Below are 23,418 nucleotides of genomic sequence, written 5' to 3'. Positions count from 1 at the left end.
CAGGTGCTGCCCGCATCATCCGCCGCCAGTGGGATCGCTAACATCAGGTGTCGTCCACCTGACCACCCCGACATCTGCCCGCCACTGGTCCACGCACCGCCGGATGTACGCCTCGACCGTGGCCCTCGTGCCGGGCCCGCCGTTGAGATAGCGCACCAGCTCGTCGTCCTCGCCGGCCAGGTGCGCGTCCACGTCGTCCAGGCACAGGGGGGACAGCGTGACCGTGCCGTCGGGCGATCTCAGGAGCTCGTGCACGGGTCAGCCGCCGGTGTCCGGGGGCGGCTGTGACTGGAGGAGGCGGGTGTGGCTGTTGGAGAGGTGGACGCGGGCCGCCGCCCGCGCCGCGTCCGCGTCGTGCCGGGCGATCGCCCCGTAGATGTTCTCGTGCTCCGCCACGATCCCGGCGAAGCGGCCGCCCGGGTCGAGGCGGTCCCGGGGAACGACGATCATGGATGGCCCGAGCGACGAGACCAGGTCGGCGAAGTGGTGGTTGCCCGTCGCCAGGGCGATGCGCAGGTGGAAGCGGTAGTCGGCGTTGACCGCCGTGCTCGGGTGGTCGGCGGCCCCGGCGAACGCGTCCAGGGCCTCGCGCAGGTCCGCGAGCTGCGCGTCCGTGCGGCGGCGGGCGGCCAGCGCGGCCGCCTCCACCTCGAACGCGGTCCGGAACTCCAGCAGCCCCGCCACGTCCTCCAGTGTCGCCTCCCCGCCGGGGCCGGCCAGGAAGCGGTTCGTGGAGGGTCGGGCGAGGACGAAGGTGCCCCGGCCGTGGTGCGTCTCGACCAGGCCGGCCGCCTGCAGCCGGGAGATCGCCTCACGCACGACGGTCCTGCTCACGCCGTACGTCTCGACCAGGCTGCTCTCGGTCGGCAGGCGCTCGCCGGGCCGGACCACGCCCTCCCTGATGCGGGCCGTCAGGGTGTCGACGAGGCGCTGCGTGCGGTTGGTCATCGGGCTACCGGCCGCCGAACTCGCACTGGTCGGCGGTCCACTTGCGGGCCTGCTCGCTCAGGGTGACGCCGAGGCCGGGCCGCGAGGGCACCAGCATGCGGCCGTCGCGGATCTCCAGGCGCTCCTCGAACAGCGGCTCCAGCCACTCGAAGTGCTCCACCCACGGCTCCAGCGCGTACGCCGCGGCGAGGTGCACGTGGATCTCCATGGCGAAGTGCGGAGCGAGCTGCAGCCGCTGGTGCTCGGCGAGGGCGGCCAGGCGCAGGAACGGGGTGATGCCGCCGATGCGGGGCGCGTCGGGCTGGATGACGTCGGCGGCGCCCGCGCGGATGAGCTCGGCGTGCTCGGCGACGCTGGTCAGCATCTCGCCCGTCGCGATCGGCGTGTCGAGGGAGGCGGCGAGCGCCGCGTGGCCGGCGCTGTCGTAGGCGTCGAGCGGCTCCTCGATCCACACCAGCCCGTACGGCTCCAGCGCCCGGCCGAGCCGCTGGGCGGTGGGGCGGTCCCACTGCTGGTTGGCGTCCACCATGAGCGGGACGGCGTCGCCCAGATGCTCGCGGACCGCGGTGACGCGGGCCAGGTCCACCCGCGAGTCGGGATGGCCGACCTTGATCTTGATGCCGCCGATGCCGCGCTCCAGGGCGGCGGTGGCGTTGTCCATGACCTGCTCGACGGGGGCGTGCAGGAAGCCGCCCGAGGTGTTGTAGCAGCGGACCGAGTCGCGGTGGGCGCCGATGAGCTTGGCCAGGGGGAGGCCGGCGCGCTTGGCCTTGAGGTCCCACAGCGCCACGTCGATGGCGGCGATGGCCTGCGTGGCCAGGCCGCTGCGCCCGACGGACGCACCGGCCCAGACCAGCTTGTCCCACAGGCGGGCGATGTCGCTGGGGTCCTCGCCGAGCAGTTCGGGGGCGATCTCCCGGGCGTGGGCGTACTGCCCGGGGCCGCCGGCGCGCTTGGAGTAGCCGAACCCGACGCCCTCGTGGCCGCTCTCCGTCCCGATCTCGGCGAACAGGAACGCGATCTCGGTCATCGGCCGCTGCCGCCCGGTGAGCACCTTGGCGTCGCTGACGGGGGTGTCGAGAGGGAGATAGGCGGAGGACAGCCGCACCCACGTGATGCGGTCGGAGGCAGACATCATGCTAGTCATCATACGACTCGCTATGTTGTCGGACAACTCGTCGGCCACCTCGACGCCGTCCGCGCGGAGATCACCGCCTGGGAGAAGGTCGCCCGCGACACCCGCCTGAGCTGAGAATCCGTGTGACCATGCCCGTGAGACTATGATCGCCGTCTGAGGGAAGCCTGCCTCCATGACCGATGAGGGGCTGGTGTTGCTCATGGCATGGGCGCAGTTGCTCACCCTGCTCGGCGTGCTGGCCTACTTCCTGCTGCGCGGGCGTTCATGAGGGCGTTCCTGGCCGCCGCCGCACTGGTGCTGATGCTCGGCGGGTGCGTGAGCCCGGCCTGGGACGACCACGACTACGCGCTCAAGGCCCAGCAGACGACCGAGTCCGTGGTGTCGACCGTCGAGGTCGTCCGGCTGGCCGTCCAGCACTCCGGCGAGCTCCACCGGCCGTACCTCAAGGTGGTGCTGACCGAGGCGGCGACGGATCTCGGCGCCCTCGCCCAGCAGTTCGGGGGCGTGCAGCCGCCCTCCGACGCCTCCGACGAGGTGCGCGACCGCACGCTGGAGCGGCTCCAGCAGGCTCAGGACGAGGTGGACGAGCTGCTCATCGAGGTCCGGCGGGGCGGCGTCGAGCAGCCGGACCAGGCCGCCGCGCGGCTGGAGAAGCTGGCGAAGGAGCTGCGGTGAAGAAGATCTTCGCCGTGACGCTCGGCATCCTCACGGCGTTCGGCGGCTTCGTGGACATCGGCGACCTGGTGGCCAACGCGCTCGTGGGCGCCAGGTTCGGCATGTCGCTGGCCTGGGTGGTCGTGGTCGGCGTGGTCGGGATCTGCCTGTTCGCCGAGATGTCCGGCCGCATCGCCGCCGTCTCGCAGCGGCCCGTCTTCGACCTCGTACGCGAACGGCTCGGGCCGAGGGCGGGGGTGGTGAACCTCGGGGCGTCGTTCTTCGTCAGCCTGCTCACGCTCGCCGCGGAGATCGGCGGCGCGTCGCTCGCCCTGGAGCTCGCCACCGGGGTCAACTACCTGCTGTGGGTGCCGGCTGTGGCGCTCGTCGCCTGGCTGGTGATGTGGCGGGTCAAGTTCGAGACCATGGAGCGGGTGTTCGGGCTCCTCGGGCTGGTGCTCGTGGTGTTCGCCGTCGCGCTGTGGAAGCTCGGGCCCGACTGGGGGGAGCTGGCGGGTCAGCTCACCTCGCCGCCGCAGGCCGAGGGCGCGCCGACGTACTGGTTCTACGCCGTGGCCCTGCTCGGCGGCGCCATGACGCCGTACGAGGTGTTCTTCTTCTCCTCCGGCGGCGTGGAGGAGAAGTGGACGCGCGAGGACCTGAGCGTGTCGCGGGCCAACGTGTTCGTCGGCTTCCCCCTCGGCGGGGTGCTGTCCCTGGCCATCGCGGCCTGCGCCGCCACCGTCTTCCTGCCGGTCCAGGCCCAGGTCGACTCGCTGGCGCAGATCGTGCTGCCGGTCGGCCTGGGCCTCGGCCAGCTCGGGCTCGCGCTGGTCATCCTCGGCGTGTTCGCGGCCACGTTCGGCGCCACCCTGGAGACCGCGCTGTCGTGCGGCTACACGCTCGGCCAGTACTTCGGCTGGCAGTGGGGCAAGCTGGTGCGGCCGGTCGAGGCCGCCAGGTTCCACACCGTGCTGCTGGTCACGGTGGTCCTGGCCGCCGCGCTCATCCTCACCACCATCGACCCGATCATGGTGACGGAGTACTCGCTGGTGTTCTCGGCCGCGGCCCTGCCGCTGACGTACCTGCCCGTCCTCATGATCGCCAACGACCCCGACTACATGGGCGAGCGGGTCAACGGCAGGTTCACCAACGCACTCGGCACCGTCTACATGCTGCTCCTCGGCGTGGTCGCCGTGGCGGCGATCCCGCTCATGATCGCGACGAAGGCGGGCCAATGAGAGCCAGAGAGATCCACGCCGGGCTGCACCTGCTCGACCGGCAGGTGGTGCGCGTCTCCACCGGCAGGCTCGTCTGCAAGGTGGACGACCTGGAGCTGACCGGCGACCCGCCGTACGTGAGCGCGATCCTGGCCGGCCCGCTGGCGCTCGGCCCCCGCCTCGGCGGCATCCCCGGCCGGCTCATGGTCGCGGTCGCCGAGCTGCTCAGCCCGCAGGAGCGCCCCCAGCCGTGGCGCATCCCCATGCACCTGGTCACCGAGCTGGGCGCCGCCGTCGAGGTGGGGGGCGAGCCGGAGGAGCCCGCACTGGAGACCTGGACCAGGCAGAACATCGTCGCCAGGATTCCCGGCAGCGGCGGGGACCCCGCGGAGCGGAAGGACCCCGCGCGCCACGGCGAGGTCCCCGCGGCGCGGCTCAGCGCGCTCCTCGACCGGCCGGTGATCGACTCCGACGGCGTGCCCGTCGGCCGGGTGGCCGACATCCGGCTGCGGCAGGACGGCCCGCTGCTGCGGCAGGTGCAGCAGGCGTTCGCCGTCGCGGACCTCATCGTGGTGCCCCGGTGGCGATCCCGCCTGTTCGGCTACGAGCGCGGGCCCGGCGGCCGGGCACCCTGGCTCGTCAGCGCCTTCCTCCGCAGCAGGTTCGCCGGCGCCAAGCTGGTCCGGTGGGAGCAGGTGGAGACGCCCGAGTACCCGCGGCCCGAGTCCGGGAAGCCCGCGTTCCGGCTCAACGTGCCCACCGCGCGGCTGGCCCCGCTCAGCGACCTCTACGAGCCCGACCCCCGGCGGGAATAGCGTCACCAACTCTTGGGGCCCTCGAGGGACCCGGCCGGTCGACCCGCCAGTCGGGCGCTCCTAGCGTGGTGGGGGACAGGCGAGGGAGCCTGGAGAGGGGGGGCGGCGATGTTCGTCCAGGTCTTCCAGGGACGGGTGGCCGACGTGACGGAGGCCCGCCAGGCGCTGGACCGGTGGGCCCGCGACCTGGCGCCGGGCTCGCACGGCTGGCTCGGCACCACCGCCGGCGTGACCGCCGACGGCACACTGGTGGCCGTGGCCCGGTTCGGGTCGCGCGAGGAGGCGCGGCGCAACTCCGACCGGCCGGAGCAGACCCAGTGGTGGATGGAGACAGCCAAGCTGTTCTCCGGCGAGGTGGCCTTCCACGACTGCGACCAGGTCGAGGTGTACCTGCGCGGAGGTTCCGACTCGGCCGGGTTCGTCCAGGTGATCGAGGGGCGGGTCCGCGAGCCGGAGCGCGTGCGGGAGGTGCTGCGCCGCAGCGAGCCGGACCTCGCGGGGTTCCGGAACGACCTCATCGGCGGGCTGGCGGCCGTGTCCGCCGACGGCGGGTACGTCGAGACCGCGTACTTCACCTCCGAGGGGGAGGCACGGCAGGGGGAGAGCAAGGAGCCGCCGGCGCGGCTGCGTGAGGCGTTCGAGGAGCTGATGGGGCAGTTCGAGGGCGCGCCGGTCTACCACGACCTGCGCGAGCCCTGGTTCTACTCGCCCTGACCCGCGCCGCCCGGCCCTTGATCAGCGGCTTCGCCCGCCGCGCGTCTCCGCCGCTCCTGGAGGAGGTTTCGCCGCCCCGCGCCCGGAAAGACGAGGCGCGAGGTCAGCGAAGAACGTCCGCGTGACGGCAAGAAGTGGAAGGGCGGCCCAGGTGGATCAGGAGTTGGAGTCCGGCAAGGAGCGCGCCGACCGCAACTTCGTCGAGTTGCTGCAAGGCGCCCGCGTGGCGGTGACCGGGGTCCAGGTGTTGTTCGCGTTCCTGCTCACCGTGCCGTTCTCGCCTGGCTTCGACCGGCTGGGGGAGGGTGACCGGAGGCTGTTCTACGTGGCGCTGGTCAGCGCGGCCGTCGCCTCCATCTGTTACATCGCGCCGGCGACGCAGCACCGGGTGCTGTTCCGGCGGGGGCTGAAGGAGACGCTGGTACGGCGCTCCAACGCGTACGGGATCGCCGGGGCGCTGGCGCTGGCCGTGTCGATGACCGCGGCCACCATGCTGGTGGTGGACTTCCTGTTCCACAGCGCGCTCGGGATGGTCACGGCCGGGGTCGTCGCGCTGCTGGCGGCGTGGGCGTGGTTCGGGCAGCCGGCGCTCGACCGGTCCCGTACGCCGGAGAACGCCACGGGCGCCGACGGTTCCGGCGACACGCACGCGCCCAGGCGCACCGGGAGGTGACGAACGGCCCGCGGCACCGTATAAGGGGGGAGGACGCGTCTTGCGCGCCCCGCTCACCGCGGCCGGCGACGAGACGAGCCGAGGGCGGCCCAGCCGCCGTGCCCCGGGCCGGCGCGGCGGCGGCCCCCACGTTCCCCCTGGGGATCCCGGGTCGCCACCGGGGCTCCCGGGCCGTGACGCATGCCGTAGGGGATGCGGGGTAACGGACCCGGGAACACGTGTCACCAGGCGAAACACACCGGGGGGAATCGTGGCTGAGCAGAACCGGCCTGTCGAGGGCGACCACAAGTACCAGCAGCACATCGACTCGACGGAGGAGCACGAGGAGCGGCCCGGCCGCAGCCTCGTCACCACCGACCACGACGTGATCCGCCAGTGGGCCGAGCACCGCAAGGCCCGCCCCGCCACGGTGCCGGGCACGGAGCACGGGGGACACCCCGGCGTGCTCAGGTTCGACTTCCCCGGCTACGGCGGCGGCGACCTCCAGGAGATCTCCTGGGACGACTGGTTCAGGACGTTCGACGAGCGGAAGCTGAACTTCATCTACCAGGAGCACACGAAGGACGGCAAGGAGAGCAACTTCTTCCGCCTGGAGAACCCGGACCGCGAGGACGCCTGACGACAGGACCTTGCACCGGCGGCCGGCTGGGACCACCCCGGCGCTCAGGCGCGCCGGGCGACCTCGCCGGCCAGCCGGTCGAGCGACTCGTCCAGCATGGCCCGCACCTCCGAGCGCCGCTCCTGCGACGTCTGCTCCTCGGGCTCGTCGAGCAGCGAGATGTGCACGGTGACCTCGCTGGCGTCGTCGCCCCGGTCGGAGACCTGCAGCCAGCCCGCGTAACCGGGGTGGTCGCGCCCGCCCCACTCCACGCGCAGCTGGTCCGCCGAGGCCCCGAACAGGCCCTCGTGCTCGCCGCCGCCCGGCACCACGTCGCCGGCCGCCTCCACGGTGCCCGCGCCGCTGTCGCGCACGATCAGCCCGTGCGGCAGCCACTGGTTGACGAGCCCCACGTCGGAGGCCACCTCGAAGACCGTCGCACTGGTCGCGGGCATCTCCCGCGTCGCTTCGTACTCTGCCATCTCAACACCCCCGCCCCGGCCCTACCCGCCGCCCGCGGGGGCAAACGATCTACGCGGCGGGGCGGTCTCAGGCGGTCGCCCGGTCGTCCAGGTCGCGTGCCCACGGCGGGTTGGCGCCCGCGACCGCGCACGTCAGGGCCGCCACGCGGGCGGCGAACGCGGCGGCGTCGGCGGCCGTCTCCAGGTCCAGCCCGTCCAGCCGCCCGCCCAGCAGGCCCCGGCGGCCGAGCCGGTGCAGCAGCCCGGCGGTGAACGCGTCGCCCGCGCCGACCGTGTCCACGACCGTGACCCGCGGCGCCGCGACCTCCGTCCGCGCGCCGTTCAGCGAGACGAGTGCCCCGGCGCCGCCCCGGGTGACGATGACCAGCGGCGCCCCGGCGGCGTGCCAGGTGTCGCAGACCCGCTCCACCGGCTCGCCGGGGGCGAGGAAGGCGAGGTCGTCGTCGCTCAGCTTGAGGATGTCCGCGAACGCGCACCAGCGCGGCACGTCGTAGGCCTCGCGCGGCGCCAGGCTCGGCCTGACGTTGGGGTCGATCGACACGGTCGCGCCGCGGCTCGCCGCCCCCGCCGCGAACGCCTCGACCGCGTCGCGGCCCGGCTGCCTGACCAGTGCCAGCGAGCCGGTGTGCAGGCACGAGGCCCCGCCCAGGTCGCGGGAGGCCAGCTCGGCGGACGTCCACGCCCAGTCGGCGGCGCCCTCGGCGTGGAAGCCGTAGGCGGCCTGGCCGCGCTCGTCGAGCGAGGCGACCGCGAGCGTGCTCGGCTCGGGAGCGTCCACGCACGCCGACAGGTCGACGCCCGAGGAGGCCAGCCGGTCGCGGAACAGCCGCCCGAACACGTCACCCGACAGTCGTCCCAGGAACCTCGTGGGCGTGCCGAGCCGCGCCAGGGCCACGGCCGTGTTGGCGGGGCCGCCGCCCGCGTGCACCCGCAGCGTCAGCTCACCGGCCGGAGCGCCGGGCCGGCTGCCCGGCCCTTCCGGCCGCTCCGGGCCGGGCCCGTGTTCGGCGAAGGCGTCGGCCACGCACTCGCCGAGGACAGCGATCATCGGATCTTCCTTCCCGCCACGTTGCCGAACGGCCACGTATCCCAGTGTTGCCGATTCGTTACGGGGCGAAAGCATTGACGTTTCCAGGCTCGGAGTTCATCATCGCAACACGGCCAATGTCAACGATGACATGTGTCAACGATGACATTGCGTTCGCCCTGATAGTACGATTAAAACCGAGACCACTCTGTTAGGAAGCCACCATGAAAGCAAGGCTCTCGGCCGGTCTCCTGGCTGCCGCACTACTGGCAGCCGGATGCGGCGGCAACAGTGGGGGCGGCGGCCAGGAGGCCGGTGCCGCGAAGGTCGGACTCATCACGAAGACGGAGACCAACCCGTTCTTCGTGAAGATGAAGGAGGGCGCCGAGAAGGCCGCCAAGGCCGACGGCATGGAGCTCATGACGGCGGCCGGCAAGTTCGACGGGGACAACGCCTCCCAGATCACCGCCATCGAGAACATGGTGGCTGCCGGGGTCAAGGGCATCCTCATCACCCCGAGCGACACCAAGGCCATCGTCCCCGCCATCAAGAAGGCCAGGGACGCCGGTGTCGTCGTGATCGCGCTCGACACGCCGACCGAGCCGCAGAGCGCCACGGACGCGCTGTTCGCCACCGACAACCTCAAGGCCGGCGAGCTGATCGGCCAGTACGCGAAGGCGGCGATGGCCGGCAAGCCCGTCAAGATCGCCACCCTGGACCTGGCGCCCGGCATCACCGTGGGCCAGCTCCGCCACGACGGCTTCCTGAAGGGTTTCGGCATCGCCCAGGGCGACCCGCGGATCGTCTGCTCGCAGGACACCCGCGGTGACCAGGCCAAGGGTCAGACCGCGATGGAGAACTGCCTGCAGAAGGCGCCCGACATCAACCTCGTCTACACCATCAACGAGCCCGCCGCGCTCGGCGCCCACACCGCGCTCAAGGCCGAGGGCAAGGACAAGAGCGTGCTCGTCGTCTCCGTCGACGGCGGCTGCGCCGGCGTCAAGGCCGTCCAGGCGGGCCAGATCGCGGCCACCTCCCAGCAGTACCCGCTGAAGATGGCCGAGCAGGGCGTCAACGCCGTGTCGGAGTTCGCCAAGAGCGGCAAGAAGCCGTCCGGCTACACCGACACCGGCGTCACGCTGATCACCGACAAGGCGGTCCCCGGCGTCGACGCCAAGGACACCGCCTTCGGCCTGTCGAACTGCTGGGGCTGACATGGCGGTCATGCAGGCGACGCTGACGCGCCGCATCGTGTCCACGCCCACCGCGGGGCCCCTGGCGGCGCTCGTGCTGGCGTGCGTGTTCTTCGCTTTCAAGAGCGACCAGTTCCTGACCGGCGGCAACTTCTCGCTGATCATCCAGCAGGTGATGGTCGTGGGCACGCTGGCCATCGGCCAGACCCTCATCATCCTGACCGCGGGCATCGACCTGTCGAACGGCGCCATCATGGCGTTCGGCGGGATCGTGATGACCAAGCTGGCCGTGGACAGCGGGCTGCCGCCGCTGCTCGCGATCGCCGCCGGGCTGGTCGTGTGCGCGGCTTTCGGCCTGCTCAACGGCCTGCTGGTGATGAGGATCAACCTGCCGCCGTTCATCGTCACGCTGGGCATGCTGAACGTGGTGTTCGCGCTGACCCACATCTACTCGCAGGACCAGACGGTCACGAACCTGCCGCCCGCGATGACGTACCTCGGCCAGACCTTCCGGCTCGGCGGCACCAACGTCACCTACGGGTCGCTGCTCACGATCGTGCTGTTCCTGTTGTTCGCCTACCTGCTCGGCCAGACCGCCTGGGGCCGCCACGTGTACGCGCTCGGCAACAGCGCCGAGGTGGCCCGCCTCACCGGCATCCGTACCAACCGGCTCCTGGTCGGCGTCTACACGGTGGCCGGTCTCGTGTACGGCATCGCGGCGCTGCTGCTGGTGTCCCGTACGGGGGTCGGCGACCCGCAGGCCGGCCAGACCGACAACCTCGACAGCATCACCGCGGTCGTCCTCGGCGGTACGAGCCTGTTCGGCGGGCGCGGGACCGTGCTGGGCACGCTGATCGGCGCCCTCATCGTGGGGGTCTTCCGCAACGGCCTCCAGCTCATGGGCGTACCGTCGATCTATCAGACCCTCATCACCGGCATCCTGGTGATCCTCGCCGTCACCGTCGACCAGCTCTCCCGCAGGAGGACCCGATGACACCCGTGCTCCAGGCCCGCGGCCTGGTCAAGCGCTACGGCCACGTGACGGCGCTCGACGGCGCCGACTTCGATCTCATGCCCGGCGAGGTGCTCGCGGTCATCGGCGACAACGGCGCCGGCAAGACCAGCCTCATCAAGGCCCTGACCGGCGCCCTTCAGCCGGACGCGGGGGAGATCCTCCTCGACGGCGAGCCGGTGCGCTTCCGTGACCCGCTGGAGGCGCGCAGGCACGGCATCGAGACGGTCTACCAGGACCTCGCGGTCGCCGCCTCGCTCGACATCGCCACCAACATGTTCCTCGGCCGCGAGGTGCGCAAGCGCGGGCCGCTCGGCACGGTGTTCCGGATGCTCGACAAGAAGCGCATGCGGGAGGAGTCGGCCGAGCACATGGCCAACCTCAAGATCGGGCTGCGCTCCCTGACCCAGCCCGTCGAGTCGCTGTCCGGCGGGCAGCGGCAGGGCGTGGCCGTCGCCCGCGCGGTGGCCTGGGCATCGCACGTCGTCGTCATGGACGAGCCCACCGCCGCGCTCGGCGTCAAGGAGTCGGGCCAGGTGCTCGACATGATCAAGCGGGTCCGCGACCGCGGCACGCCGGTCGTCCTGATCAGCCACAACATGCCGCACGTCTTCGAGATCGCCGACCGCATCCACGTGCAGCGGCTCGGCCGCCGGGTCGCCCAGATCAAGCCGGGCGACCACAACATGGCCGAGGTCGTGGCCATCATGACCGGGGCGATGACCGTCTCGGACGGCAAGGCGGTGGTCGCCGACAAGGACGCCGCGGAGGCCATCGGCCTGTCCTGACGCCACTACCATGGTCGGAATGCGGCGACCCACGATGGCAGACGTCGCCCGCGAAGTAGGTGTGACGGCCAAGACCGTGTCGCGGGTCCTCAACGACGACGGGCCCGTCGCGGTCGAGACGCGCGAGCGCGTCATGGAGGCGGTGCGCAAGCTCGGCTACCAGCCCAACCTCATGGCCCGCAACATGCGGGTCGGGGCGCGCGACGCCGCGATCGGGCTGGTCATCCCCGAGATGGGCAACCCGTTCTTCGGCACCGTCGCGGGCGGAGTCGAGAGCGCCGTCCGCCCGCGCGGCCTGACCCTCATCGTCGGCTCCTCCAGCGAGACGGCCGAGCTGGAGCGGTCCCTGATCGCCACGTTCCTGGCGCGGCGGGTCAGTGGTCTCATGGTGGTGCCGTCGTTCGCCAGCGACCACCGCTACCTGCGCGCCGAGCGGGTCGCCGGGCTGCCCATCGTCTTCCTCGACCGGCCCGCCGTCGGCATGGCCGCCGACCACGTGGTCAGCGGCAACCGCGAGGGCGCCCGGGACGGGGTCGCCCACCTGGTCGCCCACGGCCACCGCCGCGTCGGCTTCGTCGGCGACCTGCCCGCCGCCCTCTACACCCGGCGCGAGCGCTTCCAGGGCTACCGCGACGCGCTGGCGGCGGCGGGGCTGCCGTTCGACCGGACGCTCGTCGAGAGCGGCCACGACCAGGAGGCGGCCAGCGCGGCCGTGGCGCGGCTGCTCGCGCTGCCCGACCCGCCGACGGCACTGTTCGCGGCCAACAACTTCGCCTCCATGGGGGCGGTCGTCGCCCTGGCCCGCGCGGGGCGGCGGGACGTGGCGCTGGTCGGATTCGACGACCTGCCGCTGGCGGAGGTGCTGGAGCCGCCGCTCACGGTCGTCGCCCAGGACCCGGCCGCGCTGGGCACGGCGGCGGCGGAGCTGGTGCTGTCGCGCCTCGACGGCCTGCCCTCGCGCGCCGCCCGCCGCGAGCTGATCCCGACCCGGCTCATCGCCAGGGGCTCGGGCGAGCTGCCCCCGGCCCGCTGACGTGTCCGGGCGGTTCCGGGATCAGGGGTGGCGGCTGTGGGACTTCGCCCGCGAGATCCTCGTGCGCTGCCCGCGCTGCGAGGGCCGCGCGTGCGTGGCGGTCCACCCTGACCACCGTGAGGGTCACGCGTACGCCGTGGGATGGCTGACGGCTCCGCACCTGCTGAGCTGCGGCGGGTGCGGGCGGGTCGCCGACTGGGCGCCGGGCCGCTGGGAGCCGGGCCGGGGCGACGCGTACTTCACCGCCGGCGGCCCGTACGTGGTGCCGCGCCTGGGCGGCCCGGAGGACCCGTACTTCGGGCTGCCGCTGTGGCTGCGGCGATCCTGCCGCGGCGGCCGGGTGCTGTGGGCGTACAACCTCGCGCACCTGGACGTGCTGGAGGCGTACGTGGCGGCGCCGCTGCGGGAGCGGCCGGTGACCGCGGGGTCGCAGACGATGCTGGAGCGGCTGCCCGCCTGGATGAAGGCGGCGGAGCGCCGCGACGAGGTGCTGGCGGCCATCCGCTCGCTCCGTTAACGGCCCCGGGGTGGTCAGGCGGAGACGGCGCGTATGAGCAGGCCGGTCAGTTCCCGGCCCGCGTCCTCCCCCAGGGGAGCATGGTTCAGCATCAGCCGGTACCACAGGACGCCGTACACCACGTCGATGAGCAGCTCCCGGTCCACGTCCGGGGGGATCTCGCCGCGGGCGGCGGCGCGGTCGAGGATCTGCCGCAGCGCGGCGCCGAGGTGATCGTCACCGGCCGCGACCCCGAGCGGCTGGCCCGCGGTGAAGGACCGGGTGGCGCAGGCCGAGGCGGTGGACGGCACGGACGAGGAGCAGGTGGCGGCGTTCTTCGAGCGGACCGGCCCGGTGGACCATCTCGTGCTGGCGTTCAGCTCGGGTGGGGGCGGCATGCGGCCGGCCACCGAGACCGGGGCCGACGACGTCCGGTCGGCCTTCGAGGGCAAGCTGTTCGCCTACCTGTCCGCGGTGCGGCACGCCCGGGTGACCGGGTCGATCGTGTTCATCTCCGCGGCCAGCGCGCGGGCGGCGCTGCCGGGCACGGTGACGTTGGCCGCGCTCAACGGGGCGATCGAGCGGATGGTGCCGCCGCTGGCCGCCGAGCTGGCCCCGGTCCGGGTCAACGTCGTGTCGCCCGGCGTCATCGACACGCCGTGGTGGGGCTTCCTGCCGGAGGAGGCGCGGGCGGCGCAGTTCGAGGCGATGGCGAGCGGGCTGCCCGCCGGGCGGGTGGGTCGTCCGGACGACGTCGCCCAGGCCATCCGCTACCTCATCGAGGCGACGTACGTGACGGGCACGATCCTGCCGGTGGACGGCGGCTTCACCGTCGCCTGACCTCCTTCCGGGGGGAGCGCGCTCCCCCCGGAAGGGCTGTCACGGGCGGAGGCCGGCGAACAGGTCGTCCTCCTGGTCCGGGGCGTCGACCCGGCTCTGGACGCGGGTGAACGCCTCGTGCGCGAACGCCTCCTGCTGCGCCTGCTCCGGCATGTTGAGCAGGAAGATGTTGTCGCCCTGGCTCTCGTGCGCGCGCAGCGCCTTGAGCTTGCGCTCGACGTACGGCGCGACCTCGACGACGGTCGTCACCAGCTCGTCCGGGGTGCCGAAGTCGTCGGAGGGCCGGAAGTCGCCGAGGTCGACCCCGCTCTCGGCCATCATCTCGAACATCCGCTTGATCGAGGCCCGGGGGATCGCCGTGTAGTAGAGCTTGTCGGGGATGCCCGTCGCCTCGACGGCCGCGACGGCGACGCGGTGGGTCTGCACGTGGTCCGGGTGGCCGTAGCCGCTGCCGCCCGTCTCGTCGTACGTCACGACGACCTGCGGCCGGTAGCGCTCGATCAGCTCGGCCAGCCGGGCCGCGGCCGCCTCGACCGGGACGTTGGCGAACGCCTCGGGGTGCTGGTTGGTCTCCCAGCCGTCCATGCCGGAGTCGCGGTAGCCGAGCAGCTCCAGATGGTCGATGCCGAGGTGGGCCACGGACTCGCGCAGCTCCGCCAGCCGCCGCTCGGCCACCGCCGCGTCGTCGTGGCCGGGGTCGCCCGGCTTGACGCCGCCCGGGCCGTCGCCCTGCTCGCCGTTGGTACAGGTGACCAGGACGGTGCGGATGCCTTCGTCGGTGTAGCGGGCGAGGATGCCGCCGGTGCTCAGGCACTCGTCGTCGGGGTGGGCGTGCACGGCCATGAGGGTGAGTTGCCGATCCATGGGAGCGACCCTACTCTCCGGCGCCGACAACCTGTCGGTGGCGGACGGCAGGATGCGAGGGGTGAACACGCCGCGCTTCCGCGCCATCGTCGACGTCCACGTGCTCCTGGTACGCGACCTGCTGATACGCGGCCTGCCGGCACGCGATGGGGAGGTGCTGCTGACCAGGCGGGCCGGCACGGGCTACGCCGACGGGCTGTGGCACCTGCCCTCGGGCCATCTGGAGAGCGGGGAGTCGGTCGTGGCCGCCGCCGCGCGGGAGGCGCGCGAGGAGGTGGGCGTCGTCATCGACCCCGGCGATCTCGCGTTCGTCCACGTGATGCACCGGGCGCCCGACCGGGTCGGGTTCTTCTTCGCCGCCAGGGCGTGGGCGGGGGAGCCGCGCAACGCCGAGCCGCACAAGTGCTCGGAGATCGGGTGGTGGCCGCTCGGCGGGCTGCCCGCCGACATCGTTGCCTATCCGGCCGAGGCTCTGCGGCACGTGCTCCGGGGTGTCCCGTTCGCGCCGCACGCCTGGCCGCCGCCCGCCGGGTGAGCCCGCGTCAGAGCCGGGCGACCCGGCGCACGGTCAGGGCGTCGAGCAGGCCGGGGAACGCCTCGTCCATCTCGGCGCGGCGCAGGGCGTTCATCCGTGACGTCCCCACGTAGTACTGCCGGATGAGGCCCGCCTCGCGCAGCACCTTGAAGTGGTGGGTGGCGGTGGACTTGCTGACCGCGATGTCGAAGGTGCCGCAGGCGAGGTCCCGGCCGGCGGCGTCGAGCTGCGTGACGATGCTGCGGCGTACCGGGTCGACGAGGGCCTCCAGCACCTGCTGGAGGTCGACCTGCGACACGTCCGGATGCGGCGGTGTGCGTCCCATGGGCCCCATGGTACGACATCCATCGAAGTTTGACAGCCATCGTACTTGTGGCCCACAGTGACTCCCGTACACGGTTGACGAGAGGACGACGACATGGCCAGGACGGTGCGCTTCCACGAGCTCGGCGGGCCCGAGGTGCTGCGGCTGGAGGACCTTGAGCCGGGGGAGCCGGGACCGGGCGAGGTGCGGCTCAGGGTGGAGGCGATCGGGCTCAACAGGGCCGAGGCGCTGTTCCGGAGCGGCCGGTACATCCAGCCGGTCAAGCACTTCCCCTCCGGGCTCGGCAACGAGGCGGCCGGCGTGATCGAGGCGGTCGGCCCGGACGTGACCGGGTTCGAGGAGGGGCAGGCGGTCAGCGTCCTGCCGTCCTTCTCCCACAACGACTACGGCATGTACGCCGAGCGGGCCGTCGCGCCGGCGAGCGCGCTCGTGCCCCGCCCCGACGGCGTGGACGCGGTGACCGGCGCGGCGGTGTGGATGCCCCACCTCACGGCCTACGGTGCGATGGCCGAGGTGGGCGGCGTGCGGCCGGGCGACACGGTCGTGCTGACCGCGGCCTCCAGCAGCGTCGGCGTGGCCGCGATCCACACGGCCGGCCGCCTGGGCGCCACGCCGGTCGCCGTCACCCGCACCTCCGCCAAGAAGCGGCGGCTGCTCGACGAGGGCGCGGCCGAGGTGATCGTCGTCGAGGAGGAGGACGTCGCCGGGCGGGTGCTGGAGCTGACCGGCGGCAGGGGCGCCGAGTACGTCTTCGACGCCGTCGCCGGACCGGGAGTGACCGAGCTGGCCAGGGCCGTGGCCCCCGGCGGGACGCTGTTCCTGTGGGGCGCGCAGAGCGGGCAGCCGACGCCGTATCCCGGGTTCGACCTGGGCATGCCCGCCCTCAACATGCGCACGTACACGATGCTCGAGATCACCCGGGACCCCGCGCGGCTGCGCCGGGCGGTGGCGTTCATCACCTCGGGCCTGCGTGCCGGCGCCCTCCGCCCGGTCGTCGACCGGCTCTTCCCGCTGGAGGAGATCGTGGAGGCGCACCGGCACATGGAGTCCGGCGCCCAGTTCGGCAAGATCGTGGTGACCACGACTCGCTGACCGGGCTGCCGCACCGCGTCGAGCACCACCGCGTCGAAGGCCACCCGCTCCAGCAGCGTCGCGACGTACGGACGAGGTCCGGGCCGCTCAGCGGAAGCGTGGCGGTGGCGCCGGCGGCGGCCTTGGTCCGGAGTCCGGGGTCATGAACCCTCCTCCTCCTGGGCTCGCCGGGCTTCCTGGACGGGCTCGATGTGGACGCTCACCTCGGTGAGCCGCCGCTCGGCGCCGGTGACCTCGTACACGGGGCCTGTGATCGTCACCGGCAGCTCCGCGACCACGTCGGCGGCCGAGCGGCGGACCGACAGCACCACCTCGCCGGGCTCGACGACCCGCCGCCCGTCCCGGCCGGTGAAGGCGAGCAGCCGCGGCGGCACGTCGAAGGCCACCCGCGCGGCCTGGCCCGGCGCCAGCTCGACCCGGGCGAACCCCACGAGCTGGGCGAGCGGCCGGGTGACCGAGGCGATCGTGTCGGAGGCGTACACCTGCACGACCTCCGCGCCCGGCCGCTCGCCCGCGTTGCGGACGGTCACCGCGCAGCGGATCGACCCGCCGCCGGCCGGCACGGTCTCGTCGGCGGTCAGATCCGCGTAGGCGAAGCGCGTGTAGCTCAGGCCGTGGCCGAAGGGCAGCGCGGGCGCGGGGTCGATGTTGCTGACGGAGCTCGCCGCGCCGAGCCGCGGATGCAGGTAGCTGTACGGCTGGCCCGACGGCGAGCGCGGCATGCTCATCGGGAGCCGGCCGGAGGGGTTGACCGCGCCGCTGATCACGCGGGCGACGGCCCCCGCGCCCTCCTCACCGGGGAAGAACGCCTGCACCACGGCGGCGGCCCGCTCCAGCACGTCCGGCACCGCGTACGCCCGGCCGGTCAGGAGCACGACCACCGTCGGCGTCCCGGTCGCGAGCACGGCCCGCGCCAGCTCCGCCTGGGCCCCCGGCAGGTCCAGCGCCTGCACGTCACAGCCCTCGCCGGAGGTGCCCCGGCCGAACAGCCCCGACCGGTCGCCCAGCACGAGGACCGCCACGTCGGAGGAGGCGGCCAGCCGGGCGGCGGCGGGGATGCCGGCGCGGTCGCCGTCGTCCACGCCCGTGCCCCGCTCGTGGGCCAGCTCGGCGTCCGGCAGCTCGGCGCGCAGCGCGGCGAGCAGCGTGGGCGCCTCGATGCCGGCCTCCACCTCGGGGAAGTGGGGGAGCACGTGGTTGACGAACGCGTAGCAGCCGAACAGCGCCGCGACGCTGTCCGCGTTCGGCCCGAGGACCGCGACCCGCCTGCCCGCGGCGTCGCCGAGCGGCAGCACGCCGTCGTTGGCGAGCAGCACGACCGACTCCTCGGCGAGCCGGCGCGCCACCTCCCGCGCCTCGGGCGGGTCGAGGTCCACGGGGCCGGACGGCACGGGCTCGTAGTCCTCGTCCAGCAGCCCGAGCGCGGCCTTCTGGGTGAGCACGCGGCGCAGCGCCCGGTCCACCAGGTCCTCGGAGACCCGCCCGGACCGCACGGCCTCCTTCAGCGGCTCCAGGTAGGCCACGCCGGTGGGCAGCTCCACGTCGACCCCGGCGGTGAGCGCCTGCGCGGCCGCGTCCCCGGCGTCCTCCGCCACGGCGTGCAGGGTGTGCAGGAACGCCACCCCGAAGTAGTCCGCTACGACCGTGCCCTCGAACCCCCACGCGCCGCGCAGCAGGTCCGTCAGATAGGTGGGATCGGCGGCCACCGGCACTCCGTCGATCTCCGCGTACGAGTGCATGACCGAGCCGGCGCCCGCGTCGCGCACCGCCACCTCGAACGGGAACAGCAGCGTGTCCGCCACCTCGCGCGGGCCCGCGTGGACCGGCGCGAGGTTGCGGCCGGCGCGCGAGTTGCTGTAGCCGACGAAGTGCTTGAGCGTCGCGATCACCCCGGCCGACTGGAGTCCCCGCACGTACGCCGCGCCGACGACCGCCACCTCGTACGGGTCCTCGGACACGCACTCCTCGACCCGCCCCCACCGCTGGTCGCGGATCACGTCGAGGACCGGGGCGAGGCCCTGGTGGACGCCCAGCGCCGCCATGCTCTCGCCGATCCGCCGGGCCATCCGCTCCACCAGGACGGGGTCGAACGACGCCCCCCACGCGGGCGGCGCCGGATAGGTGGTGGCCCGCCAGGCGGCCAGGCCGGTCAGGCACTCCTCGTGGGCCAGGGCGGGGATGCCCGGCCGGGTGTGGTCCATCAGCCAGCGCTGTCGCTCGGCCAGCAGCGTGCTCGCCCACTCCGGATCGACGGGCCGGGTGCCGTAGTGGCGGGTGACGTGCCCGAGGCCGTGGCGCGCGAACGTCTCGAACTCGACGTCCTCTCCCTGCATGGCGTCCTGGAGCGGGGCGACGACCCCCTCCTCGCGGTCGACGTTCAGCCATACGCCGACGAGCTGCGCGAGCTTCTCGTCCAGCGACAGGCCGGCCACCAGGTCGTCGACCCGCCGCGCCCGGCGGCTCTCCGGGCTGTGCGGCTCAGCTTTCACCGGCGTCCATCCTCATGTGGTCGGCATCTCCGATCAGGCGTGCACGGCCCCGGCCGAAGGCGGGATCGCGCGAAGGGAAAGAGGGTCGGGTACATCGCGCCCGGATCGGCGGCGATTGAGACCGGAAAGTTTCTGATCAGCTTTCCGAAAAATTATCGTGACATTGCCGTTGCGTTACGCTAGGCTCCGGCCTTTAATCATGTCAATAGCCCCGTCCCTTGCAGTCCTGCCTGATCAGCCGCGATCGGCGGGGCGACCTCGCTCGACGGATTTTCCGAAAAGTTGCGTATCGATGGCGAACGCCGGAGGGCGCGCCCCGGTCACAGGAGGTCCCGTGTCACGAGCCACGCTCGCCGACGTCGCCGCCGCCGCCGGCGTCTCAGTGCCGACCGTCTCCAAGGTGCTCAGCGGCAAGAAGCACGTCTCGGCGGCCACGCGCGAGAAGGTCCTCGAAGCCGTACGGGCCCTCGGGTACGAGGCGCTCCGCCCGCCCAGCGCGCCCCGCGTGGGCCTCGTGGACCTGCTCATCGGCGGCCTCGGCTCGCCGTGGGCGCAGGTCCTGATCAGCGGCGCCGAGCGGGCCGCGGCGCGCTGGGGGTTCTCCCTGGTCGTCACCTCCTCCGCGCGGCCCGACTTCGACCTGCGCCAGTGGCTCGGCGTGCTGCGCAGACGCGGCACCGACGGGATCGTGCTCGTGCTGTGGCGGGCTGGCCAGGAGGAGGTCGCGGCCATCCAGGAGCTGCTGCACGTGCCCCTGGTGCTGCTCGACCCCGTCGGCCAGCGCGACCCCCGGCTCTCCACGGTCGGCGCCACCAACTGGTCCGGCGGCGTCATGGCGGCCACCCACCTGCTGGAGCTGGGGCACACCCGCATCGGGTTCATCGGCGGCCCCCGCGACACACAGTGCACACTCGACCGGCAGGAGGGCTACCTGGCCGCGCACCGCACGTTCGGCATCGAGCCCGACCCCGCGCTGACCCGCTTCGGCGACTTCCTCATCGGCGGCGGCAAGGAGCGCGGGGGCGAGCTGCTCGACCTGCCCGACCCGCCCACCGCCGTCTTCGCCGGCTCCGACCTGCAGGCCGCCGGCGTCTACCAGGCGGCGGCCGAGCGCGGCATCCGGGTGCCCGACGACCTGTCGGTCGTGGGCTTCGACGACGCCCCGCTCTGCGAGACCATGTCGCCCCCGCTCACCACCGTCCGCCAGCCGCTCGGCGACATGGCCAACGAGGCCATCCGGCTCGTGGCCGACGAGCTGTCCCATCCCGGCGAGTCCACCGGCACCCGGATCGAGCTCGCCACCAGCCTGGTCGTCCGAGGGAGCACCACACGACGCGTGAGCTGAACCAGGAGGGCTTTCCCGGCGGCACGTCGGTCAGCCGGTCGTCGGTCTGCTCCGGCGCCTGCGCGGCCGACGGTGTGGTCTAGCCGCGCCTCGCCTCGCCCCGCGCGGGACGAGGCGCGTGGCTCACCGGCGCCTGCCGCAGGTCCTTGACCAGGATGCGGCACACGTCGGCCACCTCCTCCACCCGCCCGTCGGGCCGCAGCTCCTCGCGCGTCGTCGGCACGGGCGGGTACGGCCACTCCCGGTACCCCCGCCGCCGGTACAGCGGGCCGACGCGCTCGTTGTCCAGGTCCACCCCGAGAGCGACCCGCGCGTGCCCCATCGCGCTCAGCCGCCCCTCGGCCGCGTCCATCAACCGGCTCCCGATCCGCCGGCCCCGGTGCTGCGGCGCCACCCGCAGGTGGACGATCAGCGGCACGCCCGGCAACCGGTCGCGCACCTCGGGCTCCGCGGCCGGCGCCAGCCACAGGTACACGTGCCCGACCGGCGTGGACACCCGCCAGGCGACCAGCAGCACGCCGTGCCCGCTCCGCTGCCGGGCGAGCTGGGTGACGAAGTACGGCTCCTCCCCGAGGGCGCCCGAGAGCGCGGGAAGATCCTTCTCGATAGCCGCCCGAATCCGGACATGATGCATAACTTTTACGATCGACGTGTCAATCGGTTCATAACAAGCACGTCACGGGAATCTGTCAGGTCACGACGAAGAGTGCCGATCACCCTTGGCAGATCTGCGCGGGCTTCAGGTGGAGCGAGGTGAGCGCCGGGTACCCCGGGGCCACGAGGGCGCGCAGCGCCTCGTCCACCGTCCCGGCGGCGGGGAGCAGGTCCGCGAAGTCCCGCCAGGACTTGCGGTCGGCCCGCCACGCGTCGAGGTAGGCCAGGCACAGGTGCGGCGTGATGAGCGCCAGGCGGCCCAGCGCCGCCTTCAGCGCCTCCTCCATGCGCCGCGCCTCCGCCGGGGGCGCGTCCGCGTCCGGAATCCGCCGCAGCACGCTCCGGATGAACCGCCGCCTGCGGGCCAGGAAGTCCTCCCAGTGCCCGTGGTGCGCGTCGTCGATCGTCCGGCCCTCGTCCAGCAGCCAGAACAGGCCCTCGGCCAGCACGTCGCCGAGCTCCTCGCTCCGCGCGCGCTCCGGGGTGCGGAAGGGGTCGTACGGCGCCTGCCGCACCTTCCCCGTCACGGCCAGCGGGCGCAGCCCGTCACCTTCGAGCAGATAGAACCAGTCTTCGTTGTAAATATCTGGAAAGAACGCGACATTGCGCACGGTTTCGACGGCCAGGGCTCCGCCACCGACGAAGGACTCCTGGTGACCCCCGACGGCCCGGTAGGCGTGGCAGACGACGGAGTTGTCCGGGAAGCCGGCGACCGACAGGCCGACGGCGCTGAACCGGCCGAGCAGCCCGGCGGCCCGGCGCAGATCGTCCGGCTCGCCCACCTCGATGTCGTCGTCGAGGAAGACGATCCGTTCCCACGACAGCATTCGCGCCAGCGCCAGCGCCAGGTTGCGCTTGGCCGCCGTGTCGGTCCTGCGGCGGAAGCGGGGCGGCAGGACGGCGGAGGTCTCGAAGCGGGGCAGGGTGAGGGCCGCGCTCCCCGGGAAGTCGACGGCGATCACCTCGGCCCCCAGCCCGGCGAGGGCCCGCAGCCGGGCCGTTCCGGTGTACGGCCCGCTGCAGAGCACGAGGAGCGGGCAGCCGAGCGCCTTCGACAGCGTGACGGCGTGCAGCAGACTGCGGTGGTGACGCACCGTCGGCACGACGATCGCGTCGATCCGCCCCTCGCCGGCTCCGGCCCCGGGCGCGAGCAGCAGGTGCCGGTGGGAGCCGTGATGGTCCCGCGAAGGCTGGATCATTCGGGCCATTCAAACAACCTCGCCTCGCCCTGCGTCCAGTCCGGGGTCAGCACCAGGCCGTTGAGAACGGCCACCCGGGTCAGGATGGCGAAGGCCGCCCGGCCGCCGAAGCGCTCGCGGGCGAAGGTGGAGTTCCTGTCCCGGAAGCGGCTGTCCGTCAGCGTCCGGACCGCGCCCAGCGTGCCGCGCCCGTACATGCCGTTGCAGATCGTCAGGGTGCGCTTGCGGTTGAGCGGGTTGGGGCCGCGGTAGAAGAGGGCCACGTCCTCCTTGAGGGTCCCGCCGTCCAGCCGGGGACGGTGACGCTCACCCCCGGCCAGGAAGAACGGCTCCACGCCCTTGTCCCAGTCGGTGACCTGCTCGATGGGCAGTTCGAGGCGGTGCAGCACGTCAGTGGTGATCTCGTTCCAGTCGATGCCGCCGAGCAGCACCAGGTGCGCGGTCAGGTCGTCGGGTTCGAGGTCCTGCGGCGTGCGCCGGCGGACCTCGCTGCGCGGGTTGACGGCGCGGATGTGGCCGTGCAGCTCGAACAGCGCGTCGAGGTCGGCGTAGGTGTAGAGCTCGATGAAGTCGGGGTCGCCGGGCTCGACGTACGGCATGCGGGCCAGCATCTCGGGCGGGAGCCGCGCGCAGACCAGGGTGATCTGGTTGTCGTCGCCGAACTCCCACAGGTTGGCGGCGGCCCGCCGCCGCGTGGCCGCCGGCTCGCCGAGCGCCGCCGCGCGCAGCTCCAGCAGCTCCTGCCGCAGCTGATCCCGCTCCCGGAGCTCCTCGGCCGTCAGCTCGTCGGGGGACAGCAGCCGCAGGCCGCCGCCCTCGACGGAGCGCTCGGTGCAGAAGAGCGTGGCGTACGCGTCGAGCCAGGCGGGCTTGGGCGCCTTGGGGTGGCTGGTGGACTCGAAGGAGGAGATGAGCGGGGCGCTCACGCCGAGGGCCCGCGCCAGCCGCTCCTGGCTGATCCTGGAGTGCGGCCACCGCCGGGTGCGCAGCGCCCGCAGCCGGCCCGACAGGGCCTGACCGGAATCCTCCATGGTGCCACTCCCCATCTGAAGTTCAGCACCTTCAGTAAACCTCTACTCATCGCGGAAGGCGAGGGTGAACGCCCTGGTCGGCGGCGAGAAGTCGCCGAGCCGCCCGCAAGGGCTCGTATCTGCTTGTCAACCCCTGCTCGCGACGGTGGTTAGAGCGTAGGGGGAGGGGGCATCCCATTGTCAGGGAAAGGCCATGAAAGCTGCTGAAGATTAACTGAAGCTATACCAGCGAGGCCGCCATGAGGATCAGGGA

General features: G+C 72.9%; 27 protein-coding genes. 15 read left to right on the top strand and 12 right to left on the bottom strand.

Going from position 1 to position 23,418, the window contains the following annotated elements; genetic code table 11:
* Nucleotides 1–15 precede the first annotated feature (15 nt).
* The 3 genes from AB0H64_RS00625 to AB0H64_RS00615 are packed head-to-tail and all read right to left on the bottom strand — an operon-like array spanning nt 16 to nt 2,086.
* Entirely contained in the window at nt 16–255 is a 240-nt protein-coding gene (locus AB0H64_RS00625; RefSeq protein ID WP_357618269.1) for a hypothetical protein, read from the bottom strand.
* A gap of 3 nt (nt 256–258) precedes the next feature.
* Complete coding sequence (locus tag AB0H64_RS00620; RefSeq protein WP_357618266.1) at nt 259–948, bottom strand: FadR/GntR family transcriptional regulator; 690 nt, start codon at nt 946–948, stop codon at nt 259–261.
* A 4-nt stretch (nt 949–952) separates the two neighbouring features.
* Nucleotides 953–2,086, bottom strand: a complete 1,134-nt coding sequence (locus AB0H64_RS00615) for a mandelate racemase/muconate lactonizing enzyme family protein (RefSeq protein WP_357618264.1) — start codon at nt 2,084–2,086, stop codon at nt 953–955.
* A gap of 264 nt (nt 2,087–2,350) precedes the next feature.
* Between AB0H64_RS00615 and AB0H64_RS00610 the strand changes: the two genes are divergently transcribed.
* The 6 genes from AB0H64_RS00610 (at nt 2,351) to AB0H64_RS00585 (ending at nt 6,781) form a co-directional block, all read left to right on the top strand.
* A complete protein-coding gene (locus tag AB0H64_RS00610) occupies nt 2,351–2,761 on the top strand; it encodes a hypothetical protein (RefSeq protein ID WP_357618261.1) in 411 nt (136 codons plus the stop codon).
* The gene (locus AB0H64_RS00605) at nt 2,758–3,981 is read left to right on the top strand and encodes a divalent metal cation transporter (protein ID WP_357618258.1); all 1,224 of its coding nucleotides are present in this window, start codon (nt 2,758–2,760) and stop codon (nt 3,979–3,981) included. Before AB0H64_RS00610 ends, AB0H64_RS00605 begins: the two co-directional genes overlap by 4 nt.
* On the top strand, nt 3,978–4,775 hold the full coding sequence (locus AB0H64_RS00600; protein WP_357618255.1) for a hypothetical protein: 798 nt from the start codon (nt 3,978–3,980) through the stop codon (nt 4,773–4,775). The genes AB0H64_RS00605 and AB0H64_RS00600 overlap by 4 nt, the downstream gene beginning before the upstream one ends.
* A 108-nt stretch (nt 4,776–4,883) precedes the next feature.
* Nucleotides 4,884–5,489, top strand: a complete 606-nt coding sequence (locus tag AB0H64_RS00595) for a hypothetical protein (protein WP_357618252.1) — start codon at nt 4,884–4,886, stop codon at nt 5,487–5,489.
* Nucleotides 5,490–5,640: 151 nt separating this feature from the next.
* On the top strand, nt 5,641–6,162 hold the full coding sequence (locus AB0H64_RS00590; RefSeq protein ID WP_357618249.1) for a DUF6328 family protein: 522 nt from the start codon (nt 5,641–5,643) through the stop codon (nt 6,160–6,162).
* Nucleotides 6,163–6,412: 250 nt separating this feature from the next.
* Nucleotides 6,413–6,781, top strand: coding sequence for a hypothetical protein (locus tag AB0H64_RS00585; RefSeq protein WP_357618246.1), 369 nt, complete (start codon nt 6,413–6,415; stop codon nt 6,779–6,781).
* 44 nt (nt 6,782–6,825) lie between these two features.
* On the opposite strand, the gene AB0H64_RS00580 is transcribed toward AB0H64_RS00585, so the two are convergent.
* Together AB0H64_RS00580 and AB0H64_RS00575 are read right to left on the bottom strand one after the other, a co-directional pair.
* A complete protein-coding gene (locus AB0H64_RS00580) occupies nt 6,826–7,242 on the bottom strand; it encodes an SRPBCC family protein (protein WP_357618243.1) in 417 nt (138 codons plus the stop codon).
* Nucleotides 7,243–7,309: 67 nt separating this feature from the next.
* Nucleotides 7,310–8,290 carry a carbohydrate kinase gene (locus AB0H64_RS00575; protein ID WP_357618240.1) on the bottom strand — a complete coding sequence of 327 codons (981 nt, stop codon included), beginning with the start codon at nt 8,288–8,290 and terminating at the stop codon, nt 7,310–7,312.
* A 203-nt stretch (nt 8,291–8,493) separates the two neighbouring features.
* Between AB0H64_RS00575 and AB0H64_RS00570 the strand changes: the two genes are divergently transcribed.
* The 5 genes from AB0H64_RS00570 to AB0H64_RS00550 are packed head-to-tail and all read left to right on the top strand — an operon-like array spanning nt 8,494 to nt 12,812.
* The gene (locus AB0H64_RS00570; protein ID WP_357618238.1) at nt 8,494–9,483 is read left to right on the top strand and encodes a sugar ABC transporter substrate-binding protein; all 990 of its coding nucleotides are present in this window, start codon (nt 8,494–8,496) and stop codon (nt 9,481–9,483) included.
* 1 nt (nt 9,484) lies between these two features.
* The gene (locus tag AB0H64_RS00565; protein WP_357618235.1) at nt 9,485–10,456 is read left to right on the top strand and encodes an ABC transporter permease; all 972 of its coding nucleotides are present in this window, start codon (nt 9,485–9,487) and stop codon (nt 10,454–10,456) included.
* Nucleotides 10,453–11,262, top strand: a complete 810-nt coding sequence (locus tag AB0H64_RS00560) for an ATP-binding cassette domain-containing protein (RefSeq protein WP_357618232.1) — start codon at nt 10,453–10,455, stop codon at nt 11,260–11,262. Before AB0H64_RS00565 ends, AB0H64_RS00560 begins: the two co-directional genes overlap by 4 nt.
* Nucleotides 11,263–11,281: 19 nt before the next feature.
* Complete coding sequence (locus AB0H64_RS00555; RefSeq protein WP_357618229.1) at nt 11,282–12,295, top strand: LacI family DNA-binding transcriptional regulator; 1,014 nt, start codon at nt 11,282–11,284, stop codon at nt 12,293–12,295.
* 1 nt (nt 12,296) lies between these two features.
* Nucleotides 12,297–12,812, top strand: a complete 516-nt coding sequence (locus tag AB0H64_RS00550; RefSeq protein WP_357618226.1) for a hypothetical protein — start codon at nt 12,297–12,299, stop codon at nt 12,810–12,812.
* Between the two features lie 14 nt (nt 12,813–12,826).
* Here AB0H64_RS00550 and AB0H64_RS00545 read toward each other — a convergent pair whose 3' ends face one another.
* Nucleotides 12,827–13,102 carry a TetR-like C-terminal domain-containing protein gene (locus AB0H64_RS00545; protein WP_357618223.1) on the bottom strand — a complete coding sequence of 92 codons (276 nt, stop codon included), beginning with the start codon at nt 13,100–13,102 and terminating at the stop codon, nt 12,827–12,829.
* Between AB0H64_RS00545 and AB0H64_RS00540 the strand changes: the two genes are divergently transcribed.
* Nucleotides 13,074–13,631 carry an SDR family oxidoreductase gene (locus AB0H64_RS00540; RefSeq protein WP_357618220.1) on the top strand — a complete coding sequence of 186 codons (558 nt, stop codon included), beginning with the start codon at nt 13,074–13,076 and terminating at the stop codon, nt 13,629–13,631. The genes AB0H64_RS00545 and AB0H64_RS00540 overlap by 29 nt on opposite strands.
* 39 nt (nt 13,632–13,670) lie before the next feature.
* Here the strand turns inward: AB0H64_RS00540 and AB0H64_RS00535 are convergent, their stop codons facing one another.
* Nucleotides 13,671–14,495 carry a PIG-L family deacetylase gene (locus AB0H64_RS00535; RefSeq protein ID WP_357618217.1) on the bottom strand — a complete coding sequence of 275 codons (825 nt, stop codon included), beginning with the start codon at nt 14,493–14,495 and terminating at the stop codon, nt 13,671–13,673.
* On the opposite strand from AB0H64_RS00535, the gene AB0H64_RS00530 reads away from it, so the two are divergent.
* Entirely contained in the window at nt 14,494–15,030 is a 537-nt protein-coding gene (locus AB0H64_RS00530; protein WP_357618215.1) for an NUDIX domain-containing protein, read from the top strand. The two genes, AB0H64_RS00535 and AB0H64_RS00530, sit on opposite strands and share 2 nt — an antisense overlap.
* A gap of 7 nt (nt 15,031–15,037) precedes the next feature.
* Here AB0H64_RS00530 and AB0H64_RS00525 read toward each other — a convergent pair whose 3' ends face one another.
* Nucleotides 15,038–15,355, bottom strand: coding sequence for a helix-turn-helix transcriptional regulator (locus AB0H64_RS00525; RefSeq protein ID WP_357618212.1), 318 nt, complete (start codon nt 15,353–15,355; stop codon nt 15,038–15,040).
* Nucleotides 15,356–15,448: 93 nt separating this feature from the next.
* Here AB0H64_RS00525 and AB0H64_RS00520 point away from each other — a divergent pair, with 93 nt between their 5' ends.
* Nucleotides 15,449–16,447, top strand: coding sequence for a zinc-dependent alcohol dehydrogenase family protein (locus AB0H64_RS00520; protein ID WP_357618209.1), 999 nt, complete (start codon nt 15,449–15,451; stop codon nt 16,445–16,447).
* 140 nt (nt 16,448–16,587) lie between these two features.
* Here AB0H64_RS00520 and AB0H64_RS00515 read toward each other — a convergent pair whose 3' ends face one another.
* Entirely contained in the window at nt 16,588–18,936 is a 2,349-nt protein-coding gene (locus AB0H64_RS00515) for a glycoside hydrolase family 3 N-terminal domain-containing protein (protein ID WP_357618206.1), read from the bottom strand.
* Nucleotides 18,937–19,270: 334 nt separating this feature from the next.
* Here AB0H64_RS00515 and AB0H64_RS00510 point away from each other — a divergent pair, with 334 nt between their 5' ends.
* Nucleotides 19,271–20,281: a substrate-binding domain-containing protein gene (locus AB0H64_RS00510; protein WP_357618203.1), complete on the top strand. Its 1,011-nt coding sequence runs from the start codon at nt 19,271–19,273 to the stop codon at nt 20,279–20,281.
* A gap of 79 nt (nt 20,282–20,360) precedes the next feature.
* Here the strand turns inward: AB0H64_RS00510 and AB0H64_RS00505 are convergent, their stop codons facing one another.
* The 3 genes from AB0H64_RS00505 to AB0H64_RS00495 all read right to left on the bottom strand — a co-directional run bounded on the left by AB0H64_RS00505 (nt 20,361) and on the right by AB0H64_RS00495 (nt 23,165).
* Entirely contained in the window at nt 20,361–20,915 is a 555-nt protein-coding gene (locus AB0H64_RS00505) for a GNAT family N-acetyltransferase (RefSeq protein ID WP_357618200.1), read from the bottom strand.
* A 79-nt stretch (nt 20,916–20,994) separates the two neighbouring features.
* On the bottom strand, nt 20,995–22,134 hold the full coding sequence (locus AB0H64_RS00500; protein WP_357618197.1) for a hypothetical protein: 1,140 nt from the start codon (nt 22,132–22,134) through the stop codon (nt 20,995–20,997).
* Nucleotides 22,131–23,165, bottom strand: coding sequence for a helix-turn-helix transcriptional regulator (locus tag AB0H64_RS00495; protein WP_357618194.1), 1,035 nt, complete (start codon nt 23,163–23,165; stop codon nt 22,131–22,133). Before AB0H64_RS00495 ends, AB0H64_RS00500 begins: the two co-directional genes overlap by 4 nt.
* Between the last annotated feature and the right edge of the window lie 253 nt (nt 23,166–23,418).

It is taken from the genome of Nonomuraea sp. NPDC050733 (assembly GCF_040654215.1).
Lineage (GTDB): Bacteria > Actinomycetota > Actinomycetes > Streptosporangiales > Streptosporangiaceae > Nonomuraea.
This window is presented reverse-complemented; position numbering and strand designations above follow the sequence as displayed.

What these genes read in the sequence shown, in the direction of transcription:
- AB0H64_RS00620 (WP_357618266.1), bottom strand. Translation starts at nt 948, where the DNA reads ATGACCAACCGCACGCAGCGCCTCGTCGACACCCTGACGGCCCGCATC.
- AB0H64_RS00615 (WP_357618264.1), bottom strand. Translation starts at nt 2,086, where the DNA reads ATGATGTCTGCCTCCGACCGCATCACGTGGGTGCGGCTGTCCTCCGCC.
- AB0H64_RS00610 (WP_357618261.1), top strand. Translation starts at nt 2,351, where the DNA reads ATGAGGGCGTTCCTGGCCGCCGCCGCACTGGTGCTGATGCTCGGCGGG.
- AB0H64_RS00600 (WP_357618255.1), top strand. Translation starts at nt 3,978, where the DNA reads ATGAGAGCCAGAGAGATCCACGCCGGGCTGCACCTGCTCGACCGGCAG.
- AB0H64_RS00595 (WP_357618252.1), top strand. Translation starts at nt 4,884, where the DNA reads ATGTTCGTCCAGGTCTTCCAGGGACGGGTGGCCGACGTGACGGAGGCC.
- AB0H64_RS00580 (WP_357618243.1), bottom strand. Translation starts at nt 7,242, where the DNA reads ATGGCAGAGTACGAAGCGACGCGGGAGATGCCCGCGACCAGTGCGACG.
- AB0H64_RS00575 (WP_357618240.1), bottom strand. Translation starts at nt 8,290, where the DNA reads ATGATCGCTGTCCTCGGCGAGTGCGTGGCCGACGCCTTCGCCGAACAC.
- AB0H64_RS00570 (WP_357618238.1), top strand. Translation starts at nt 8,494, where the DNA reads ATGAAAGCAAGGCTCTCGGCCGGTCTCCTGGCTGCCGCACTACTGGCA.
- AB0H64_RS00565 (WP_357618235.1), top strand. Translation starts at nt 9,485, where the DNA reads ATGGCGGTCATGCAGGCGACGCTGACGCGCCGCATCGTGTCCACGCCC.
- AB0H64_RS00560 (WP_357618232.1), top strand. Translation starts at nt 10,453, where the DNA reads ATGACACCCGTGCTCCAGGCCCGCGGCCTGGTCAAGCGCTACGGCCAC.
- AB0H64_RS00555 (WP_357618229.1), top strand. Translation starts at nt 11,282, where the DNA reads ATGCGGCGACCCACGATGGCAGACGTCGCCCGCGAAGTAGGTGTGACG.
- AB0H64_RS00530 (WP_357618215.1), top strand. Translation starts at nt 14,494, where the DNA reads ATGGGAGCGACCCTACTCTCCGGCGCCGACAACCTGTCGGTGGCGGAC.
- AB0H64_RS00535 (WP_357618217.1), bottom strand. Translation starts at nt 14,495, where the DNA reads ATGGATCGGCAACTCACCCTCATGGCCGTGCACGCCCACCCCGACGAC.
- AB0H64_RS00525 (WP_357618212.1), bottom strand. Translation starts at nt 15,355, where the DNA reads ATGGGACGCACACCGCCGCATCCGGACGTGTCGCAGGTCGACCTCCAG.
- AB0H64_RS00520 (WP_357618209.1), top strand. Translation starts at nt 15,449, where the DNA reads ATGGCCAGGACGGTGCGCTTCCACGAGCTCGGCGGGCCCGAGGTGCTG.
- AB0H64_RS00505 (WP_357618200.1), bottom strand. Translation starts at nt 20,915, where the DNA reads ATGCATCATGTCCGGATTCGGGCGGCTATCGAGAAGGATCTTCCCGCG.
- AB0H64_RS00500 (WP_357618197.1), bottom strand. Translation starts at nt 22,134, where the DNA reads ATGATCCAGCCTTCGCGGGACCATCACGGCTCCCACCGGCACCTGCTG.
- AB0H64_RS00495 (WP_357618194.1), bottom strand. Translation starts at nt 23,165, where the DNA reads ATGGAGGATTCCGGTCAGGCCCTGTCGGGCCGGCTGCGGGCGCTGCGC.